A 1,016-nucleotide genomic window follows, 5' to 3' on the forward strand; every position below is an offset into this window, starting at 1 on the left:
AAATTCCTTGTCGGGTAAGTTCCGACCTGCACGAATGGCGTAACGACTTCCCCGCTGTCTCCAACATCGACTCAGCGAAATTGAATTGCCTGTCAAGATGCAGGCTTCCCGCGGTTAGACGGAAAGACCCCGTGCACCTTTACTACAGCTTCGCACTGGCATCAGGCACAACATGTGCAGAATAGGTGGTGGGCTTTGAAGCAGGGACGCCAGTTCCTGTGGAGCCTCCTTTGAGATACCACCCTTGTTCTGCTTGATGTCTAACCGCGGTCCGTTATCCGGATCCGGGACCCTGCGTGGCGGGTAGTTTGACTGGGGCGGTCGCCTCCTAAAGAGTAACGGAGGCGCGCGAAGGTTGGCTCAGAGCGGTCGGAAATCGCTCGTTGAGTGCAATGGCAGAAGCCAGCCTGACTGCGAGACTGACAAGTCGAGCAGAGTCGAAAGACGGCCATAGTGATCCGGTGGTCCCGAGTGGAAGGGCCATCGCTCAACGGATAAAAGGTACGCCGGGGATAACAGGCTGATACTGCCCAAGAGTCCATATCGACGGCAGTGTTTGGCACCTCGATGTCGGCTCATCTCATCCTGGGGCTGGAGCAGGTCCCAAGGGTATGGCTGTTCGCCATTTAAAGAGGTACGTGAGCTGGGTTTAGAACGTCGTGAGACAGTTCGGTCCCTATCTGCCGTGGGTGTAGGATACTTGAGAGGAGTTGCCCCTAGTACGAGAGGACCGGGGTGAACGAACCACTGGTGGACCAGTTGTCGTGCCAACGGCAGTGCTGGGTAGCTATGTTCGGACAGGATAACCGCTGAAGGCATCTAAGCGGGAAGCCCCCCTCAAAACAAGGTATCCCTGAGGACCGTGGAAGACTACCACGTCGATAGGCCGGAGATGTAAGCACAGCAATGTGTTCAGTTGACCGGTACTAATTGTCCGATAGGCTTGATTTGATCCAGTAGAAGTCAAACCCTACTGATCTATCAAAAGCATACACACCTAAGTGTACTGACTTGGA

1 rRNA gene (only partly in view) is annotated in these 1,016 nt (G+C 54.7%); it reads left to right on the plus strand.

The features are described 5' to 3' along the window. Nucleotides 1–951, plus strand: a 23S ribosomal RNA gene (locus tag BMY55_RS16665); it begins 1,887 nt to the left of the window's first position. Nucleotides 952–1,016 lie beyond the last annotated feature (65 nt).

The organism is Aliiroseovarius sediminilitoris (assembly GCF_900109955.1).
In the GTDB taxonomy this organism is placed as follows: Bacteria; Pseudomonadota; Alphaproteobacteria; order Rhodobacterales; family Rhodobacteraceae; genus Aliiroseovarius; species Aliiroseovarius sediminilitoris.